This window comes from Bacillus sp. LSHTCR4, from assembly GCF_057197025.1.
In genome coordinates this window covers 957,801-974,489 of record NZ_JBXUNO010000001.1, presented here as the reverse complement: position 1 = coordinate 974,489, position 16,689 = coordinate 957,801, and the positions used below count along the sequence as shown (strand labels likewise).

Annotated in this window: 14 protein-coding genes and 2 other annotated features; all 14 genes read right to left on the bottom strand. The window is 33.7% G+C overall.

Annotated elements, in window-relative coordinates:
* Positions 1 to 30: 30 nt before the first annotated feature.
* A complete protein-coding gene (gene asbA / locus AC2CGR_RS04965) occupies positions 31 to 1,839 on the bottom strand; it encodes a petrobactin biosynthesis protein AsbA (RefSeq protein WP_484480591.1) in 1,809 nt (602 codons plus the stop codon).
* A gap of 297 nt (positions 1,840 to 2,136) precedes the next feature.
* Positions 2,137 to 2,673, bottom strand: coding sequence for a GNAT family N-acetyltransferase (locus tag AC2CGR_RS04960; protein ID WP_087968178.1), 537 nt, complete (start codon positions 2,671 to 2,673; stop codon positions 2,137 to 2,139).
* A gap of 91 nt (positions 2,674 to 2,764) precedes the next feature.
* Positions 2,765 to 3,445 (bottom strand): MgtC/SapB family protein, encoded by a 681-nt coding sequence (locus tag AC2CGR_RS04955; RefSeq protein WP_029439384.1) that lies wholly within the window; start codon positions 3,443 to 3,445, stop codon positions 2,765 to 2,767.
* A gap of 159 nt (positions 3,446 to 3,604) precedes the next feature.
* On the bottom strand, positions 3,605 to 4,261 hold the full coding sequence (locus tag AC2CGR_RS04950) for a YkyA family protein (RefSeq protein WP_087968179.1): 657 nt from the start codon (positions 4,259 to 4,261) through the stop codon (positions 3,605 to 3,607).
* Positions 4,262 to 4,275: 14 nt separating this feature from the next.
* Complete coding sequence (locus tag AC2CGR_RS04945; protein ID WP_000409387.1) at positions 4,276 to 5,097, bottom strand: peptidoglycan-N-acetylglucosamine deacetylase; 822 nt, start codon at positions 5,095 to 5,097, stop codon at positions 4,276 to 4,278.
* Positions 5,098 to 5,197: 100 nt separating this feature from the next.
* Positions 5,198 to 6,559 carry a HAMP domain-containing sensor histidine kinase gene (locus AC2CGR_RS04940; RefSeq protein ID WP_087968180.1) on the bottom strand — a complete coding sequence of 454 codons (1,362 nt, stop codon included), beginning with the start codon at positions 6,557 to 6,559 and terminating at the stop codon, positions 5,198 to 5,200.
* On the bottom strand, positions 6,556 to 7,245 hold the full coding sequence (locus AC2CGR_RS04935) for a response regulator transcription factor (RefSeq protein WP_087968181.1): 690 nt from the start codon (positions 7,243 to 7,245) through the stop codon (positions 6,556 to 6,558). The genes AC2CGR_RS04940 and AC2CGR_RS04935 overlap by 4 nt, the downstream gene beginning before the upstream one ends.
* Before the next feature lie 13 nt (positions 7,246 to 7,258).
* Positions 7,259 to 8,506, bottom strand: coding sequence for a hypothetical protein (locus AC2CGR_RS04930; RefSeq protein WP_087968182.1), 1,248 nt, complete (start codon positions 8,504 to 8,506; stop codon positions 7,259 to 7,261).
* Positions 8,507 to 8,669: 163 nt separating this feature from the next.
* Positions 8,670 to 9,671 (bottom strand): LCP family protein, encoded by a 1,002-nt coding sequence (locus AC2CGR_RS04925; protein WP_087968231.1) that lies wholly within the window; start codon positions 9,669 to 9,671, stop codon positions 8,670 to 8,672.
* Between the two features lie 201 nt (positions 9,672 to 9,872).
* Complete coding sequence (locus AC2CGR_RS04920; RefSeq protein ID WP_484480590.1) at positions 9,873 to 12,173, bottom strand: glycoside hydrolase; 2,301 nt, start codon at positions 12,171 to 12,173, stop codon at positions 9,873 to 9,875.
* A 218-nt stretch (positions 12,174 to 12,391) separates the two neighbouring features.
* Entirely contained in the window at positions 12,392 to 12,601 is a 210-nt protein-coding gene (locus AC2CGR_RS04915) for a DUF6366 family protein (protein WP_087968184.1), read from the bottom strand.
* A gap of 108 nt (positions 12,602 to 12,709) precedes the next feature.
* The gene (thrB, locus tag AC2CGR_RS04910) at positions 12,710 to 13,603 is read right to left on the bottom strand and encodes a homoserine kinase (protein WP_087968185.1); all 894 of its coding nucleotides are present in this window, start codon (positions 13,601 to 13,603) and stop codon (positions 12,710 to 12,712) included.
* Positions 13,600 to 14,658: a threonine synthase gene (gene thrC, locus AC2CGR_RS04905; RefSeq protein ID WP_270185281.1), complete on the bottom strand. Its 1,059-nt coding sequence runs from the start codon at positions 14,656 to 14,658 to the stop codon at positions 13,600 to 13,602. Before thrC ends, thrB begins: the two co-directional genes overlap by 4 nt.
* Positions 14,651 to 15,946: a homoserine dehydrogenase gene (locus AC2CGR_RS04900; protein ID WP_484480589.1), complete on the bottom strand. Its 1,296-nt coding sequence runs from the start codon at positions 15,944 to 15,946 to the stop codon at positions 14,651 to 14,653. Before AC2CGR_RS04900 ends, thrC begins: the two co-directional genes overlap by 8 nt.
* Positions 15,947 to 16,101: 155 nt before the next feature.
* Positions 16,102 to 16,333 (bottom strand) — a binding site (T-box leader).
* 114 nt (positions 16,334 to 16,447) lie between these two features.
* Positions 16,448 to 16,679: a binding site (T-box leader), on the bottom strand.
* Between the last annotated feature and the right edge of the window lie 10 nt (positions 16,680 to 16,689).

Below are 16,689 nucleotides of genomic sequence, written 5' to 3'. Positions count from 1 at the left end.
TATTTGTATTACGTGAAATTTTAACGTTATTTATGAACGAACAGCCACTTCTCTAACGAGCGGATTCTGTACCTGTACGTAAATTGCTTGTTCTAAAGGATTACTTAACTCGTCAACATCGAAAAATCTCGTTAATAAATTAGCTTTACATGCCAACTTATCTTCGTCCAACAGTTCTCTTAAAAATGTAGAAGGTTCACGATTATAAGGAAGGTAGGATTCAAGTACAGATCTTAATTCCTTGAGAAGAATTTCCTCCCTAATTAATCCAGCTGTACCAAATCCATTAATGAGTCCAAACATATGATTAAAAATTAAGTAGTAACGAAATCTTTCATCTACAATATAGTCATCATATAAATTTCCTGTACGTTCTCCAATACCAGCTAACTCATTATTCAGCATCTCTTTCATTGAATTACAGAAATAAAAACCTTGATTATCACGGAAATAATATTTGACCGGATAACCATCCTTTAGCTGAACAACGCTATTTTGCTGATGAGCTTCTAATGCAATACCATACTGTAAATACATCCATACCATCGGTTTTAAAGAAATATTCATATATCGTCTAAACCACTCTAAACTTACTTCTTCACAGCTTCTACTTTCTAAATCTGCTAAGCGGTGAATAATATTTGATAGCCGAGTACGTTCTCCAGGTATAGCATCTTGAACTAGCCCAGCAATTAATGTAGCATCATTGGCATGTTCGCTATAAAAAGGATTCTCTCGAATAATCACTTCAAATCCAGATTCTTGTGTTCCATAATTTAATGTAATAAAGGCTGGATCGCAAATAAAATAAAAGCCAGGAAACTTTTCTAACACTTCACCAATAGCCGTATTTAACATTTCCTTCCCTTCAAGACCACTCTCAAGTTCCTTCAATTTATTAATGCGCATTGAATTTGTTACTTTTACCGGAAATGAAAACTTAAGCATGTACTTTGAGTCGGGATGATATAACGTCCTAAGTGATGATGTTGCCATATAACACTTACCGGCAGGACCGATATATTCAAGTACCCCTTGCGCTATCCAATCCTGGACGTAAGATTGGTGTAATAACCATTCTGCCTGAAGCGGATGAATTGGAAGTAATGAATATTCATCTTCATTACAATACTTCGATATAAATTCCTTACTAACCATTTCATCATTACGTAACTCTTCTTTTAAAATTACTGTTGTAGAATCTAATAATAATGATTTTTCATTCACTATACTTTTATGTGCCCGAAAATAATGAAGCTGACATTCTCCTTTTAATTCTGGAGAATACATTGCACTTTTCCATTCCAAAATACCTTGTCTACTCTTTGGAGTTGGATGAGTTAAATGTCCAAATAATAACGATTGTTCCGCTTCTATAAAGGATGTATGGACACCGTATAATGCAGATGTATCTTCTATTCTCTCTTTCGTAAATTCCTCAATATTTTGACAACTACGAATAACTCGAAGCATAAGTTCAGCAGGGTTCGTCCCTTCTCCGTAGTTGATAGACATCTCTTTTATTACGAATGTTATAACTGTAACGTAATCTGCTTTCATAACAGAATTACTATCTCCCATTTGGTAATAAAATTGTTCTCCAAACAAATGGCGATCTGTTGGTGATTTATATATAACTTCTCCATACAAAGTAATGTTTTGTGCCGATAACCGACAGCATAAATATGTGGGGACTGTATCTCTATTCAATGTATTACCGAACATACTTTCAATTCTTTCATTCTCTGTAATCCATTCTCCACTCCCTGTTTCTCTTAAATAACAGTTTAAAAAGCTTTGTAATGTTGCATGTTCTGCGATTTGTTTCGCATGCTGCATACTTGTCCTCCTCTTTATATTAAAGCTATCGAAATTTTATATAACAAACGATAATTGAATATCGTTATCAATTATGATTCTAATTGATAATGATATTCAATTCAATAGTATATTTCAGAATTTTTTTATGAAATGTAATTTTTATTTTTTTCTTTCTTTTCTTTAATCTAGTTAAAAATACACTAAAATAAATTCTTGTTTTCAAACTATTTAGCTACTATTTTTATAAATCTATCAAAAAGTGGAGAAAGGTATACCTTTCTCCACTTTTTGTTTACATAATAATATTATTTTAACTTATCTGTATAACTGTTTGTATAACAAATTCAAATCTCTCCAACAATACGCTGTCTCTTCCACCTGTACTCTCTCTAAAAATTTCGTATCCATTTTTTCTGGATTAAATTTTTCATAAAACTTTTTAGAAGGATTATTCGTAACGACCCAAACTAATAGTGATTGCATATCATTGTTTTTACAATCCGATAATAAAGCTTGAAATAACTTTTGTCCTATTTTCATTCCTTGATACTCTTGTAATAGGTAAATCGCATATAATTCTCCATCACAATTATATGTACCAGTTCTTTCTACTCCTCCATCGATGAATCCAACTATTTCTCCATTTAACGTCGCTGCTACAAATCTAAATTGATAATTACCTTCTTGTTGAAAAATGTTTTCCCATTGTTTTTCCCGTTGCTCATATGTTATATTTTCTAAAATCTCGTTAGGGAATATGCCTTTATATGTTGTTTTCCAACTATCAGCGTGGACCTTCGCTATACCTGGTATATCATCTTTTATCGCTCTTCTAATATGTATCTCCATCATTTTTCCCCCTCGTTTACTCATCATTATATCAATTTACTTCCTTAAAAATCCAAAAAAAAGAGTGAATTCGCTTCACTCTTTTTTCTTACAATTATCTACTTTCCACTTCAACTGAAACAACACGATCTATCTCTTTTAGTGAGCTATATAACTCAGTTGTATATAAATCTTCTGGAGCTAAAATAACCATTTCCAATTGCTGAAATGCTCCACTATCTATATCTTTAATCTTCACTCGTTTCACATGCATACCTAAATTTTTAATTTGCTTAAATATGCCATCTAACTCATGATGCTCTTTAACAGTAATTTTTATAGATAGATCCTTTTGTCTTAATGAATATGGTCCTGCAATTTTCACAAGTTGCGGAAGTACATTAATTGCTAAAATAATTAAAATCATAGCAACCGTCGCTTGTAAATAAAATCCTGCTCCAATCGCAATACCTAAAGCTGAAGCAGCCCACACCATAGAGGCGGTCGTTAATCCAGAAATAACATCATTACTTCTTCGTAAAATAACACCTGCCCCAAGAAAACCAATTCCACTCACAATTTGAGCAGCTAGACGCATTGGATCCATATTTGTATGCCCTGGAACAGAATATACATTTACGGATTCAATTGAGACCATCGTAATTAAACAACTTGCTACAGAAATAACCATACTTGTTTTCACACCAAGTGGTTTATTCTTTAGTTGCCTATCTATCCCGATGAATAATCCTAAAAAGAGTGCTAAACCTAATTTGAGTAAAAATTCATATGACATATTTCCAGTCTCCTTACTTAACAATGTTTCCCTTAGAATAATTCACTATAACTCTTTTATGATATCAATTCCAGTCTTTTCTATTCATTTAACGTAAAAAACCGAAAAAACATTTGTGACGATGTTTCTCCGGCTTTTTATTACGCTTAAGACTCTTCTTTATTTCTGATCTTTAATCTTAATCTCTGCATCTTTGTAGAATGCTAATTTACTGTCATTATACTCTTTTGTAAAATTGTTAAATTGCTCTTTTGATTTTTGTGCTTCCACAGTTAATTCATTAACAGCCTTAACTTTTTCACCAATCTCTTTTAATTTCGTTTCTTTTACTTTTAATTTTTCATACAGTTCTTTTTCAGTCGCTAGCGCCTTCGTATAATTTTCATTCATCTTTTGGAATGCATCATAACGGTTTTTATACGACTCTTCTACTGCTTTCGCTTGTTTTTGTAACTTTTTATCTTCAAGCTTCTCTATATTTCCTTGAACAGATTTTGTTTCTTTCTGAGCTTTTTCTAGCATTTCTTTCTCATTTTTCAATGCTTTTTCACGATCATCTACATTTACAGTAGCTTGTTCTATTTTCTTCATAACAGCGTCATTATGATCTTTACCTTCTTGTAAAATTTGAGAATATAGTTCTTGGCCTTCCTTCTCTAACTTCTCTAATTTTTTCGCTTCATCAACTAATGATTTCTCTTGTGTCGCCGCTGTTTCAAAAGCTGTATATAGGTTTTCTTCTGGTTTTTCACCGAAACAACCTGTTAATAGTCCTACTGATAGTGCTCCAACTACTGCTATTTTTCCATACTTCAACGTTCATTCCTCCATTACATACGGTTATCATGCCAGAAATTCACTGGGAAGTGACTCTCTTCATGATAAGCTTCAAACTCATAACCCTTTTCTTTTAACCCTTTTAAAATTGCTGGCACAGCAGCAACTGATTGCGGATGAATGTCATGCATTAAAATGACTTCTTGTGGTTTTGTTGCATTTGTTAATACATTTTGAGCAATTTGTGCTGCAGCTGCATCAACTTGCATTTTGTTATATTTCCAGTCTAATGAATCAATTGTCCAATCCCATACTTTAAAGCCGCCTTCTACCACTTTATTTCGAAGACTTTCATTTAATCCAGGCATTGAACCGTATGGTGGACGTGTTAATTTAGGTGATTTCCCAATAATATTGGCGATTAAGCTTTGATCTTCTTTCATCTCATTTACATACTCGCCATTTTTATATAACTTTGCAAAATTATGCGTCATACTATGCATTCCTACATAATGACCTTCTGCATTTTCACGTTTCACTAAATCTGGAAACTCCTTTACATTCGCTCCAATTAAAAAGAATGTCGCCTTCGCATCATGTTGTTTTAACGTATTTAATAATTCAGCCGTATATTTCCCTGGGCCATCATCAAATGTAAGATAAGCAACTTTTCTTTCCTTGCCATTAAAACGACTTGGTGCCGTTTTATTCATTTCTACTTTTGGTTGTTCACTTGCGAGTTGTACTACATTTTCTTGTTTTGCAACAGCCTTTGCTGGTGAAGTAATGGATTGAAACATGAAATACCCAATGGCTACTGCTGCAATCGCTATTAAAACGAATACTACTCGTTTAATTTTAAAAGCTTTTTCCATTCTATCGAATTCCTCTCCCTATTAATCTTATATATAAATCACCCAATATAATTATACATCTATTTATTTTATTACACTATATAAACAGACTTTATATGTATTATAATGGGAGTTTTATCAAAATGGTCGTTCCTATTCCTTCTTTACTTATAATATTTATTGTACCTCCATGAAGCTCCACCATTTTTTTAACGATGGCTAAACCAAGACCCGCACCTGTAGCATAATTATTAATCTGGTAAAATGACTGTTCTATATATGGTAAATGCTCTTTAGCAATTCCAATCCCTTCGTCTTTCACCTTTATCACTGCTTGTCCTTCACTTTTAGTCGCTTCAATATATACTTTACCATTTTTATGTGAATATTTAATGGCATTTTGAACAATATTCAAGAAAATTTGCTTTAGCCTATTTCGATCTCCTATTAATTCAATTCGTTCTATAGTTTTGATGAACTGCATTTGCTTCTCTTCAGCATTAGGAGTTAATTGCCAAATCGTCTCCTCTAGTATATCGTATAATTGCACCTTTTGTTTATATAAATTAAAATGATTTGATTGCAATCTTGAAAAATCTAGCAATTCTTCTACTAAATGAATTAATCTGTCTGTCTCACCTGAAATAATTCCCATGCCTTGCTTTATTTCTTCTTCCGTTAAATGATCTACCGTTTTTAACGTCTCACTCCAACCTTTAATTCCAGTTAAAGGCGTTCGTATTTCATGAGAAATAGAAGCAATAAATTCATTTTTCATCTGTTCCGCTTTTTCTATTTTATGAGACATATGATTTAAACTATGTGCTAACTCACCTAATTCACCAGGATAATCTTCTTTAATTTTCTTCTTTAATGTACCCTCTGCAATTTGGGAAGAAGCATGAATTATAGATTCGATCGGTTTAACAAATGAATTCGCTAATCGTCTACTGATTAAGAATACAATTCCTGAAATAATGATACCTACAGAAATAGTAAACATAATAATTTCAATAATCTTGGCATTTACATGTGTTAATACAGTCGTATATTTTAAAACACCGATCGTTTGTCCTTGATGAATCAGTGGACTAAGTACTTCTAATTGTTTCACTTTATCTTTCGTAGTAGTCACTTGATGGTACATTTCTCCTTCTAATAACGAATACGGAATAACTACTTTACCTTCTACCTTTTGTCCATTTGACGATTGTATAATCGTACCATGTCGATCAATTAATTGTAATTCGGTTCCTTCTAACTGAAAGCTCTCAATTATATCCCCACTATATTCTTGCAAACGAATAAAGTATAATGAATTGTATTCAGAGAAAAATCGTGTACTTGTCTTCGCATGAGATTCTATATATTGCACAATACCGTTATAATAATATCGATAAACGGAGACTGAAAATACGACTTCAAATAATACAAGCATAAGTATAATGACCGTCATAAAATATAAAGTCACTTTTCTTTTCATCTTATACTTTCCTTCCACACATATCCTTTTCCCCAAACAGTAAGAATAAATTCAGGGTCTGATGGATTACATTCTATCTTTTGACGTAACCGCCTCATATTTACATCTACTACTTTCGTCTCACCTACATAATTCGTTCCCCAAATCATATTTAAAATTTCATCACGTGAAACCGGCTTTGAAGCCTGGTTCATTAAATACTGTAATATCATATACTCTGTTGGGGTTAATTCGACTAGTTGTCCATTTTTATATAATCTTTCTTCTATTATATTTAAAGAAAACGGACCAGATGTGATAGTATTCGCTTTTTCATCATGTACTTCTATTCTTCTTAGTAACGATTGTATACGTGCAGTTAGTTCCACTGGACTAAACGGCTTTGCGATATAATCATCTGCACCAATTCCTAACCCTTGTACCTTATCTTCATTTTGTACGCGCGCGGTTAACATAATAATTCCTATTTTTTTATTTTCTTCGCGGATCGTTTTACAAACTTGAAAACCATCCATTCCCGGTAACATTACATCAAGCAATGCTACATCAACAGTATGTTCACATAAAATCTGTAACGCCTCTTCTCCAGTACTTGCTTCTAATACATAAAATCCAGCACGTTTCAAATTTAAGACGATAAAACTACGAATAGGCATTTCATCTTCTAAAACTAAAATTGTTGGCATCATTTCCACCTCCCTACTCTTGTTGATAATCTGCTAGCGGCTTTACATATGCTTTTACTTTTTCAAAATGTGGTTGTTTCGGTACAGCATATACGTGAGAAGCTGTTTTAACTGCTGCGCTGTATCCTTTTATTTCGAACCATTCTTTCCGCTTAAATATATGAACTTCAAGCCATGTTTCATTTGTACTTGTCTCCAAAAACTTTTGAGAATTTGATTCCTTTTGCTCATCTGGTATCGTAATTTTTCCTATTAACTCTTTAGGAATTTTCACATAATATCCTTTTTCTATATCGATATATCTTTCTTCAATTGGTTTAATTCCCGATTCACTCCACTGTATGTAACGTTCAAAGAGTGGACTATCACCATGTGATTTATCTTCCCAACCTTTTGGACGTACAGTGCGAACAAATTCAATAATGCCATCTTCATTAACATCTTTACTTTCTACAACATATTCATTGAATAAATCTTCTTTTCCATCTATAGGTAGTTTCTCATAATGACCCTTATCAAATTTCGCTACGTAAGTTATCCCTGAATGAGCCCCAGTTCCTGCATCAATGACAATGGCCTTTAATGTCTTAGAAATACGTCCCATTTGTATTCTTTGAATGCTATTTATAAATGGATCGAATGACGCTTCAGATAAAGTCTTAAATTGTTCAATGAACTCCACTGTCAACTTCTCATCTTTTTCATACGTAACAAGACTTAAATCTTTCAGTCCATTTTGATTTAGATCGTCTATGAATAACTTCGTATAATTTCGATTATATATTTCCCTCATATCTTCATTTTCTTCCGAAAAAACATACATAACATGTTTTAACGATTCACGGTCTACAGAGATTCCAATTAACAACTCTCGTTTCCCGTTCCCTGTAAAATCACCAACTTCAACAATATCTACATCTCCACCATCAAATTTATGTGTGGACTTCATTTTGCAACCATTCTCGTTTATTTCGTATACAGCTAAATATACACTATGATCTGCATTCGGCAATTTATAAAATATGATAGCTTCTTTCTTATTATCTTGTTTAAAATCCATTGACCAAATCATCTGTTTATCTTTATTAGACATTGGAGTAAGCAATCGATAATTAACAGGCAAATCTTTATCTATTTGCTCTTTTAGTTCACTAATCCATTTTTCATTAGCAGGAGCTTCCATTAAATTTGTTGGAGCTTCAGACATTTTACATCCAGTCAATATAAAAATGATTCCCATAATGCCTATCCATTTCTGCATATAATATCTTTCCTTATTACAGATTTTAATTATTTCTTTTTACTTTTTGCTTCTCCAATATTCTCATACATATGAGTATAATTTTTCTAAAATAAAAAATCGTTACAGAAAAGTTACAAATCGACTCCGATAAAAAAAGATTGGCAAAAGCCAATCTTTTTTATTATTCATTTCGAACTGATTTTGGTGTTACACCTAGATGCTGATTCAATTTATTCGAAATGTCTTTCACATTTTGTTCATTTGGAATGTAATAATAAATACCGCCGATACGTTTATCCGTACCTTCTACTTGCATTTTTTCCATTTCCAAATTAGATCCTGCCATATTTTTCGTAATAGCAAGCATATCATCGAAAGTTAAGTTCGTTTTCATATTTTTATCAACTGCATCAAGTAAAGAGCCCATTTTGCTAATTGATTGAACAGACATCGCTTTTTTTGCAATTGCTTCAATTACAAGTTGTTGTCTTTGACCACGCATTGCATCACTGTCAATTTTACGCGTTCTTGCAAGCGCAAGTGCTTGTTCTCCATTTAAATGTTGATACCCTTTTTCTAAATGAATCATACCAGCTTGGTCTTTACTATCTTGTTCTGTGAAAGTAACTGGTACATCAATATCAATCCCACCAAGTGAATCGACAATTTGTACGAATGATTCAAAGTTAAACTTCACATAATAATCAACAGGAACATTTAAAAATCTTTCCACCGTATCGCGTGTACTTTCAACACCACCAAATACGTGTGCATGTGTAATTTTATCTAATTTCTTTCTAGATGGAATATATACACGTGAATCACGCGGAATACTTACTAATTTAACAGATTTATCATCTTTATTAATTGTTGCTAATAAAAGTGCATCTGTTCGAACAGCTTCTCCGTATTGACTTTTTCTCATTTCACTACCATCAACACCCATGATTAGAATTGAAATGTTATCCTTTAAAGGTTCGACTTCTTTATCACGCTTCGATGACTTATCAATTTTTGCATACGCATCACTTACAACTGCTTTTGCTTTATTATATATTAACGATCCATATCCTACTCCACCAAAAATAAGTAGGAAAAATGGAATTAAAATGAACCATTTTATTGACTTTCTTTTAGAACGTTTTTTACTGCTTCTCGTATTCTGTTCTAATTCAGAGCTCATATCCATTCGCCTCTCTTTCTCTTTCCCAATTATAATGCAAGTCTATTAACCTTCATATTGAATTTCCTTTCAATTACCTTACAATTTTGTAAGGTTACTGAGCGAATCCAATAGGTACTCCATTTCACATTATACTCTCGTGCTTATTTTTGGCAAGTCACTATTTATATAAAATTATAATAAAATTTATATATTATAATTTTATTCGTTTGGTGTATACATAATTTGCTTTCCATTATTAACAATGAAAGCTGATTTTGCTTTTATTTTCGTCTTTTCTATTTCCTTATCTTCATTTGAGAAATTCACAATAATTTTAATATTTTTTCCATACGAAGCTGATTGTACTAACTTATCTTCTGACAAATATGCAAAGTTCGTCATTTCTTCTTTTACTGCCTTTTCATGAACTTCATTCCAAACTTTCAGATGCTGCGTAATTTCTTGTTTATGCTTATTCCACTCTACTTTATCTAAATGGTACAACGGAGGAACGTTATACAATAATTCATATAACATACGGTTTCCTACCTCATCTTTTACTTTCAAACTTCCCCATTCCCAGTGATGCGTTGTAATTACAGAATCATTGTATACTAATTTATATAATGGTACTGAATATACTGGATTTAAATACACTTGTTTATACTCTTCTTTTAACGGTACTTGTTTTGCATATTTTTCTGGAACATTTTGATTCGGTGACCAATATCCGCCTACATAATACGGACTTATTTTATTTTTCCTCATATCTTCATCGTCCCATTTAATAACAGGCGTTTCAATGCCGTGAGCAAATGCTATCGTGCTACTTGCAAAATCATTTCCACCCTCAGAGCCAACTACCATACCTTTTTCTTGCGCAATATAATCCATTCGTTGCAGTCTTGCTTTTACATCTTGTTCTTGTGTCGTTATATGTTTAGCCGAATAGTCATCATAAATTTCACCTGTTGCATCACAATCAATAAACCATGAATTGTATTTAGGTCCATTTTGTAATATATCGTTCATTCGTTCCTTTACACTAGGAAGAGATAAAGTGGGATTTAATTTTCGCCCTCTACCTAAAAACCCTTGCACCTTTTCTCCATTTTTCTTCGTCACAGTTGCCTCTTCATATAACGATGGATCAGTAAAAGAAGCTGTATTCCAATTTTTATCAGCTTTTTCGTGAATAGAATGGTAAGAATCATACGGACCAACTAAATAACCCATTTTCTTAGCTTCTGTCACGAAATCAGGCTGCATATACCCTTGTTCCCAGTTTGGTAACCCAATCCATGCATTGTCTATTCCTGCTTCTTTCATTTCCTTTATAATATCTGTTCCATCTGCGTTACCCCATTTACTTACTTCTTCAACCGCATCACCGAATACTGACTTTAATAAATGTTTATTTAAGCTATACAGCTCTGTCTTCGATAAGTGATCTAGACCTTTCTTTAATAACACACTAGCTTCCTGATCAACTTTCGGAAATATATCCTCTTTATAAAATTCCTTCATTGATAATACTTCGTTTATATAACGTAAAATAACATTTTTTTGATACTTATCAATGAAATCTTGTTTACTTACTTGATCTAATACATTCAGTTCCCCAGGCTCTGAACTATTCTTTTGAATAAGTTCTTTTATATGGCTAAACAGCGGACTATTTATTTGCTCTCTTAATTTTGGCCAATTTACATTACTTTCTGATAAACCATTTTGATTCCAAAAATAAAAATGCGCCGCTCCATATAACTTTTCGATTTCTTTATTTTTTCTAGCCTTTTCTTGTAATGTTTTAAATTCACCTTTTTCAATAATATAATCCTTATACAATTTAGCAATACTGACTGCATCATTATTTGTCACATATATTTGAAATCCATATGTTTTATTTTTATTTATGCTCGGGAATTCATGTGTAAAATCAAATCCTATTTTCGGATCCGAATGAAATTTCAATTCATTATTAAACATATTGTTCGCAATATATACAATCGAATATTTCGAACCATTTAACGCGAAAAACTGCATAGAAAATGATTCAGCAAATGAATATGCATCATCCTTTAAAAACTTCTTCCAATTTTCATCATTACTCGGAATTTGTTTCCCTTCCCATAACGGAAGTGTATAATTTTCAGCTTGTACTTTCGGCCAAGTAAAGCTTTCTGCACCAGTCGATTCCACTTCAATGTTTAGGTGATCTTTTTTCTTCTCTAGATTCACTTTTACTTTTTGATCTGGATATTCCCAAGATGTATGATCCTTATCTTTTTTTACATTCGACACCTTCATTTTCGGAAAAGGCTTTGATGCCAGTTCCTTTACGCCATCATGTTCTACAGTTAACGTGAAAGTCTCTGGATTTACATCGTAAGTAAAATCTTTATACGTCGCTTTCTTTATTTTAGACTCTTGTACAGCATTACTACCTTTTACATCACACCCGACTAAAGTCGAAAATGACATCGTTGTAAGAAGACATATTGCTATCATTTTTTTCATCTTCTGCACCTCCACCACTGAATATACAGGGGCTTTGTTACAGGAATGTGGCAAAAAAATAGAACCAGCATAACGCTAGCTCTATTTTGGGTATTAAAAATAAATATAGATATATGGACAACTATAATCTGCTTAATATATATGTAGTACAATAACCGTGTTTTTTTCATCCTCACTAATTATAAAAGCAAATCATTCAAAGCTTTAGCATGCATTTCTTAACTAAAAAAATAAGTGTATATACTATACGCTAAAAATAGCACTAAAATTACTAGCGCTGTACCTTTCCAATTCATACCACCCGTCATATCAACTGGACTACCCGTTTCAGCTCTGTTGATTCCATCATGTAAAGAACCGGTAGGATTGTTTTTCAATTCAATTTGCCTTATACGTTCTCTTTTTTCTTCCGGTGACTCTTTCTTCATATGATCACCTCCAAATGAATACACGCTTTACTAAATTATATATTAATATTTTTCTTTTATATACAATCATATTTACAACATAAAGAAAGCTAGTGATGCTAGCTTTCTTTATGATCCAATATGTTCTTCCTTATTTACAGTAATTCCTCTATGATCGATTTCTAGCTCACACACTTTCATAGACGTAAATACTCTCGCTAATTGCTCAGCAATTTCTCGGCGCTTTTCATACGGTGTTAATATAAAAATGGATGGTCCTGCACCGCTAAGCGCTGTGCCGTATGCTCCAAACTCTTTTGCACATTTACGAATAGATGGTAATAACGGTACAAGTTCTAAACGATAGGGCTCGTGAAAATGATCTCTTTCCATCATTTCGCCTACAACTTCCCATTTCTTTTGACAAAACGCAGCTACTAATACGTTACTGATCGCACTAGCCTTAACAGCTTCATGAAACGGAAACATATCTGGTAATACAGACCGGCTTTCCTCTGTATTTAACTCTTCATTCGGAATAAGAGAAATTACGCCTAATTCCTTACTTTCAATTCTTACAACCGAAACATTCTTTCCATCAAGTGCTCCGATTACAGTCCCTCCTAATATAGAAGCAGCAACATTATCAGGATGTCCTTCAAAATTTGTAGCAATTTGTACTTTTTGATTCGTAGTTAAATTCAAATTGCCTAGTTGATTCGCAAGCTCTATCCCAGCTACAATTGCTGATGCACTACTTCCTAGTCCTCTTGTTAATGGGATATTACTAGTAACTTCTATTATATAGGGTGATAAAGAAGGACTCACTTTACATGCCGTACTAACGATTAAATTTTTATCATCTGTCGGAATTGAATCATCAAAGGAATGGATTACTTGCCATTTATCAGCTTTCTCCTTTACTACTACATGTAAATACAATGACAACGCTATTCCTACTGAATCAAATCCAGGTCCAACATTCGCTGTACTAGCAGGAACACGAATACTGAATGGTATCACGACATAATCACCCCTTTAATATGCTCTTTAATTTGTTCTATATCATTTGAAACACTTGCAATATCCAATGTATTAGAAGAAATTGCGATATCAGGATCTTTTAAGCCATTTCCAGTTAAAACCGCAACAACTGTTTCTCCTTTTTTGATTTTTCCGGATTGCACATGTTTCATTACGCCAGCTAATGAAGCATTTGACCCTGGCTCAGCGAAAACCCCTTCCGTTTTTGCTAACAATCTATACGCATGTAATATTTCCTCATCTGATACCATATCTATTTCACCATGAGACTGCTCAGCAGCCTCTACTGCATATGACCAACTTGCTGGGTTACCGATGCGAATCGCCGTTGCAATTGTTTCAGGTTCTTCAATGACATGTCCTTTTACAATAGCAGCTGCTCCTTCCGCTTCAAACCCGTGAATTCTTGGCTTCTTATAGCCCTTTTCTTTCTCATATTCACAGAAACCTTTCCAGTACGCTGTAATATTTCCGGCATTCCCAACAGGAATCGCTAAAACATCTGGTGCACTTTGTAATTGATCACAAATTTCAAACGCTGCTGTTTTTTGCCCTTCAATTCGATAAGGATTCACTGAGTTTACTAATGTAATTGGCTCTTCCGCAGCAATATTTCTTACAGCCTTTAGTGCATCATCAAAATTCCCTTCAATTGAAATAATTTCAGCACCATAGGCAACTGCTTGCGCTAATTTCCCATGAGCAATTTTCCCTTCTGGGATTACGATAATACATTTCATTCCAAGACGTGCTGCGTATGCTGCAGCCGATGCTGATGTATTACCTGTTGACGCACAAATGATTGCCTCTGAACCTTCTTCTTTCGCCTTTGCGACTGCCATTACCATACCACGATCTTTAAAAGAACCTGTCGGATTCGCTCCTTCATACTTACCGTATAACTGAATTCCTAATTGTTTTGATATATTTAATAACGGGATAAGCGGTGTATTCCCTTCCATTAAGCTCACATCAGGTGTATTTTCATTCACCGGTAAATAAGAAGCATACTGTTTTAATAACCCTTTATACATATTGTTTTTCCTCCTCAATAATGTAATAACTGTTTATTTCACTTGCAACCTCTTCTATCACTCCTAAAACTCGTTCAAATTGATACTTTGAAGTTTGATGTGTCACAACAACGACTTCTGCAAGTTCACGATTTAAAGGTAACTGAATAACTTCTTTTAAACTTACAGAATAATTAACGAAACATTCTGTTATTTTTTGTAACATCCCAGGTTCGTCTCGTAATGAAATACGTAAGAAATATTTCGAAACAACTTCTTCATCTCCCTGTAATTCATACGGTTCTGGCTCTTTTAACGCACTTTTATTTTTCGGAACTTGATTCATATTTTTAACGATTGAAATAATATCACTTACTACAGCAGAGCCAGTCGGTAACTTCCCAGCTCCAGGTCCGTAAAACATTACTTCTCCCACCGCTTGCCCGTGAACATACACTGCATTAAATTCATTATTTACATTCGATAATGGATGATGACTTGGTAAAAGAGTCGGTTCTACACTTAAATGAATGGCTGATCCTTGTTTCTCTGCTTTCCCAATTAACTTCATAGTAAATCCTAATTTTTCAGCCATTTGTAAATCTTCTTTTTCAACCTTTCGAATCCCTCTTACTTGCACATCATCTAAAGAAACATTCATCGAAAAACCTAAGTTTGCCAGAATGGCTACCTTTCTCGCCGCATCTAGCCCATCTACATCCGCTGTTGGATCTGATTCTGCGAAACCTAATTTTTGTGCTTCCTGTAAAGCCTCTTCATACGACCATCCATTTTGACTCATCTTTGTTAACATGTAATTTGTTGTGCCATTTACAATTCCCATTATTTTTTCAATTTGATCTGATGCTAATCCGTCTGTTAACCCTCTTAACACCGGAATACCGCCCGCTACACTTGCCTCATAACATAAATCACAATCATTATCGTTTGCCAGTTGGAGAAGTTCTGCACCGTATACAGCCATTAAATCTTTATTTGCTGTTACGACATGTTTCTTATTTCGTAAAGCCTTAACAATATGCTGCTTCGCTTCTTCAATTCCGCCCATTACCTCTACTACAATATCAATATTTGAATCATTTAGAACTTCATCGACATGACTTGTTACTACGATTCCATCAATGCAAACATCACGTTCTTTTTCTAAGTCACGTACAACGACTGTCTTTACCTTCACTTCATACCCTGTATCAAGTGCAATTTTTTTATAATTTTCTTTCAAAATATGGACAACACCACTTCCGACCGTACCTAATCCTAACACCCCAACATTAATAACGTTATTCATCTTCTAATCTCCTCCTACAATTTTATTATTTATCTCTATCAATCACCTTGCTCTGCTTTTCAACTATGCAGGTGGTGGTTATTTCTGTACGTACAAATCGTTTCATGTTACTGCACCTCCTTTCAAAATAATAAAAAAAACACACTCATCCCTAGGAAAGGGACGAATGTGTTTTCGTGGTTCCACCCTTGTTCCAATCTAGACGTGCTCCTCCCTAGATTGCTCAAGTTCAGATAACGGCTGATTCCGTCAATAATTACTAGATTGCTCGTTCACTATTGAAGTTCAAAGGTGGTAAAATCATTTCTCGTGTTAGGAAGCTCACACCCTTGACTTCCCTCTCTGTAAACCGTAAAAATGATTTCATGTCCTTATCGTTACTTTTCGTTCATGTTTATTTGTTAACTCATTATACTCGCATAAAAAACAAAATCAATACTATTTTTAAATTATTTTAAATTTTCAATCTTTAAAACTATAAAAAAACACACTCATCCCTAGGAAAGGGACGAATGTGTTTTCGTGGTTCCACCCTTGTTCCAATCTAGACGTGCTTCTCCCTAGATTGCTCAAGTTCAGATAACGGCTGATTCCGTCAATAATTACTAGATTGCTCGTTCACTATTGAAGTTCAAAGGTGGTAAAATCATTTCTCGTGTTAGGAAGCTCACACCCTTGGCTTCCCTCTCTGTAAACCGTAAAAATGATTTCGTGTCCTTATCGTTACTTTTTCGTTCATGTCT